Source organism: Mycobacterium interjectum, assembly GCF_900078675.2.
In the GTDB taxonomy this organism is placed as follows: Bacteria; Actinomycetota; Actinomycetes; order Mycobacteriales; family Mycobacteriaceae; genus Mycobacterium; species Mycobacterium interjectum.
In genome coordinates, this window is the sequence record NZ_LT546236.1 from 531,986 (window position 1) to 535,897 (window position 3,912).

At 71.3% G+C, this 3,912-nt stretch carries 4 protein-coding genes and 4 pseudogenes; 4 read left to right on the forward strand and 4 right to left on the reverse strand.

Annotated features, from left to right (window positions below; all coding sequences use genetic code 11):
- The coding region (locus BN4348_RS61030; RefSeq protein ID WP_084453923.1) for a TIGR02569 family protein at positions 1-417 on the forward strand (417 nt) is incomplete at its 5' end.
- Here the strand turns inward: BN4348_RS61030 and BN4348_RS32425 are convergent.
- From BN4348_RS32425 to BN4348_RS32440, 4 genes and pseudogenes are all read right to left on the reverse strand, one after another.
- Positions 414-779 (reverse strand): MGMT family protein, encoded by a 366-nt coding sequence (locus tag BN4348_RS32425; RefSeq protein ID WP_066908374.1) that lies wholly within the window; start codon positions 777-779, stop codon positions 414-416. The two genes, BN4348_RS61030 and BN4348_RS32425, sit on opposite strands and share 4 nt — an antisense overlap.
- 2 nt (positions 780-781) lie before the next feature.
- Positions 782-1,303, reverse strand: a pseudogene (locus BN4348_RS32430) (alpha/beta hydrolase); the annotation flags it as partial.
- Positions 1,304-1,307: 4 nt separating this feature from the next.
- Positions 1,308-1,751, reverse strand: a pseudogene (locus tag BN4348_RS32435) (Rv3212 family protein); the annotation flags it as partial.
- A gap of 73 nt (positions 1,752-1,824) precedes the next feature.
- Entirely contained in the window at positions 1,825-2,022 is a 198-nt protein-coding gene (locus tag BN4348_RS32440) for a hypothetical protein (RefSeq protein ID WP_066908377.1), read from the reverse strand.
- Positions 2,023-2,173: 151 nt separating this feature from the next.
- Here BN4348_RS32440 and BN4348_RS32445 point away from each other — a divergent pair.
- The 3 genes and pseudogenes from BN4348_RS32445 to BN4348_RS32455 all read left to right on the forward strand — a co-directional run.
- A pseudogene (locus tag BN4348_RS32445) lies at positions 2,174-2,821 on the forward strand (potassium channel family protein); the annotation flags it as partial.
- A 9-nt stretch (positions 2,822-2,830) separates the two neighbouring features.
- Positions 2,831-3,025: pseudogene (locus BN4348_RS32450) on the forward strand (NAD(+) diphosphatase); the annotation flags it as partial.
- 1 nt (position 3,026) lies between these two features.
- Positions 3,027-3,912 (forward strand): potassium channel family protein (locus BN4348_RS32455; protein ID WP_211145664.1); only part of this gene is annotated, 886 nt, incomplete at its 3' end.

The following is a 3,912-nucleotide window of genomic DNA, read 5'->3' on the forward strand; positions in this document are numbered from 1 at the left end:
TCCGTGCCGCCGGGCGCGCGCACCGCCCCGCCGTCGGCGGACGCCGAGCGATCCGTCGAGCTGATCAACCAACTGGCCACCCTGCGCAGGCCGACCAAGAGCCCCAACCAGCTGGTCCACGGAGACCTTTACGGCACAGTGCTTTTCATCGGCACCGCGGCGCCGGGGATCACCGACATCACGCCCTACTGGCGGCCCGCATCGTGGGCCGCGGGCGTCGCCGTCGTCGACGCGCTGTCCTGGGGCGAGGCCGACGACGGGCTCATCGAACGGTGGAACGCGCTGCCCGAGTGGCCCCAGATGCTGTTGCGGGCGTTGATGTTTCGCCTTGCCGTCCACGCGCTGCACCCGCGCTCGACCGCCGAGGCGTTTCCGGGCCTGGCCCGCACCGCGGCCCTGGTCCGGCTGGTGCTTTAGGCCCGCTCGCGTGGCGACCCGCTGCGCCCGGCTACGCCGCGCGTGCGATCGCCACGGGCGCCGGCCGGGAACTCGTAGCGGACTTCGTCGAGCGCGATCCTGCCGTCGTCGGCCAGCACCCCTTCGGCGCGCAGCAACTCCAGCTGTCGGGCCCTCAGGTGCCGAGCGGGGCGCCCGGACGCGGTGATCACCCGGTGCCAGGGCAGATCCGAGGAGTCGGTCCGCATGATCCATCCGACGATGCGAGGGCTGGAAAGCCCTGCGACAGAAGCGATGTCGCCGTAGGTCGCGACCCGGCCGGACGGGATCGCCGCGACCAGCGAACGCACCCGCTCGACCTGCTCATCGGTCACCGGCGCCACGGTCAGCGGCCTTCCAGCAGCCCGCGGATCAGGGCGGCGGTTTCGGTGGGCTCGGCGTGCGGAACCATGTGGTTGCAGTCGAAATCCAGCAGCTCGAAATCGGGGCCCAGTCGTTGCTGCAGCGCCTCGATCAATTGATCGCTCACGTACGGCGGCGAGGTCTGCCTGGCCCGCACCAGGATCGTGGTCGTCCCGGCAGGCGGCAGCACGACGTCGCGGGCCAGCTCGCTCCAATACGCCATCATCGCCGGCAGGCTGACCCGCCAGCCGTACCGCCCGCCGGGCAGCTCGACCAGGTGCTCGTCGAGCTCGGACGCCAGCAGCGCCGGATCCACATCGGCCCACGAGCCGGTGGCCTTTTCCAGGCGGGCTTCCTCGGCGTCGGGATAGTCGGGGGAGGACAACATCGCCTCGGCGATCTGGCGCATCCAGCCGCCGTCCAATCCGATCGCCGGGTCGAGCAGCAGCAGCGCCGCCACCCGGTCCGGGCGGGCCGCGGCCAGGTGCAGCGCCAGGCCGCCGCCGANCCGACAACACCGTGGTGCCGTCGGAGGAAAGTCGCACGCTGGGGTCGGCGTAGCCGCTGCGGGTGGCCCCGCGCCGGCCCGTGGACCCGTCGAGCGTGCTGACCTGCCCGCAGCCGCGGTCGTCCCTGAAGACGGCGACGGCGTAGTGGTAGACCCAGGACACCCCGCACAGCTTGCTGTCGCGGGCGTAGCTCCAGAGGGACTTACCCGTGCCGGGGTCACGCCCGTCGACCCGGCGGCCGTCCCCCGTGGCGACGGTCCCGCTGACCACCACGGGCGCGGTGGTGCCGGGGCTTCGTGCGGTCCACAGTTGCTTCAGGGTGGCCGGGACCTCCCGCGCGGGGGTCGGGGCCGGCGCCGGAATCGCGGCAGGGCGGCTGATGGTGGCCCGCGCGTCGCTGGTCCACCAGATCAACGCCGCCCCCAGCGCGATGACGACCGCGATNCGGTCAACCCGTGAATGGCGAGCATCCGCACGGGGCCGGCCGGGCCGTAGCGGTGCACGTGCAGGTCGGCGCTCACCCCTGGCTGTCGTTCCAATCGTCGTCAGTGGGAACGATGAAAGCCTGCTCGATCACATCGGCTTCGTTGGCATCGCGATCGGTGGCGTCGTCCAGGTACGCAGTGTCCAAGCCGGCCTCGTCCTCCGAGTCGATGGCCTGCTGCTGTTCGGCGGCGTCGGCTTCAGGCACTCCGTCGTCGGGACCAATGCCCATCCAATCCCTCCTTGCCTAAGGGGGCGTTCCGGTTTCCCCAGCCCAGTATCCCGATCTTGTCAGACCCTCGTGATTGCATGCAGCCATGTCATTCACCTGGGACGACGAGGCCCGTGCCGTTGTGGCACCGGGCCCGCGCGGGCGGATGCGTGTGCTCGGCGGACCTGGCACCGGCAAGAGCAGCCTGCTGGTCGACGCCGCGGTCGCCCGGATCGGCGCGGGCGTCGCGCCGGAATCGGTTGCTCAGGGCGAGATCGTCGTCGTCGACACCGATCGCTCCGCCCTCGAACACGCCGCGTCGGCCGGCCTGGTCACCGTCCACGGCGACGCCACGAAATCCGACGTGCTGCGGCTCGCCGGGGCGCAACACGCGGCGTCGATCGTCGTCGCCGCCAGCCGCGACGACACCGCCGTGCTCGTCACCCTGACGGCGCGGGAGATCGCGCCGAAGGCCAAGATCGTCGCGTCGATCCGCGAGGCCGAGAACCAGCACCTGCTGCAGCAATCGGGCGCCGACTCGGTGGTGGTCTCCTCGGAAACCGCCGGCCGGCTGCTCGGCCTCGCCACCACCACGCCGAGCGTGGTGGAGATGATCGAGGACCTGCTGACCCCCGACGCCGGCCTGGCGATCGCCGAACGTGAGGTCGAGCAGACCGAGATCGGGGGCTCCCCAAGGCATTTGCGCGACATCGTGCTGGGCGTGGTGCGCGACGGCCACCTGCTGCGCATCGGCGCCCCCGAGGTGGACGCGATCGAGGCGAGCGACCGCCTGCTCTACATCCGCCACGCGGGACATTAGGCCCGGCGCGTGGACTTTCAGCTGCGCGAGGTACCGGTGCTGTCGCGCGTCGGCGCCGACCGGGCCGACCAACTGCGCACCGACGTCGAGGCGGCCGCCGCGGGATGGGCGGATGCCGCGCTGTTGCGGGTGGATTCGCGCAATCAGGTGTTGGTCGCCGACGGCCGGGTGCTGCTAGCGGCGGCGGCCGCGCTGGCCGACAAGCNTGAGCGGTCTGGACGAGACGCTGACCGCCCAGCCGGGTCACCAGCTGGTCGGCGTGCTGCGCATCCCCGAGGACCACGCCAGCCCCACCCGGGTCATCGCGCGCCGGGTGGCGATCGCGTTACTGGTGTTGTTCGGCGCCGCCGTCATCGTCTACCTGGACGCCCGCGGCTACCGTGACGTGCGCGGCCAGCCGCTGACCTTCCTGGATTGCCTCTATTTCTCCGCGGTGTCGCTGTCGACGACCGGCTACGGCGACATCACCCCGTACACCGAGACGGCGCGATTGGTCCACACCTTGATCTTCACGCCGCTGCGGATCGCGTTCCTGGCCGTGCTGGTCGGCACGACGCTCGAGGTGCTCTCGGAGCGATCGCGGCAGGCGTGGAAGATCCAGCGTTGGAGGAGCAAAGTGCGCAACCACACGATCGTGATCGGCTACGGCACCAAGGGCAAAACGGCGGTCGCGGCCATCCTCGGCGACGAGGAGGCTCAGGGCGAGATCGTCGTCGTCGACACCGATCGCTCCGCCCTCGAACACGCCGCGTCGGCCGGCCTGGTCACCGTCCACGGCGACGCCACGAAATCCGACGTGCTGCGGCTCGCCGGGGCGCAACACGCGGCGTCGATCGTCGTCGCCGCCAGCCGCGACGACACCGCCGTGCTCGTCACCCTGACGGCGCGGGAGATCGCGCCGAAGGCCAAGATCGTCGCGTCGATCCGCGAGGCCGAGAACCAGCACCTGCTGCAGCAATCGGGCGCCGACTCGGTGGTGGTCTCCTCGGAAACCGCCGGCCGGCTGCTCGGCCTCGCCACCACCACGCCGAGCGTGGTGGAGATGATCGAGGACCTGCTGACCCCCGACGCCGGCCTGGCGATCGCCGAAC

Bases quoted from the DNA above. Each gene is read 5' to 3' on its own strand.
- BN4348_RS32440 (WP_066908377.1), bottom strand. From the start codon at position 2,022: ATGGGCATTGGTCCCGACGACGGAGTGCCTGAAGCCGACGCCGCCGAA.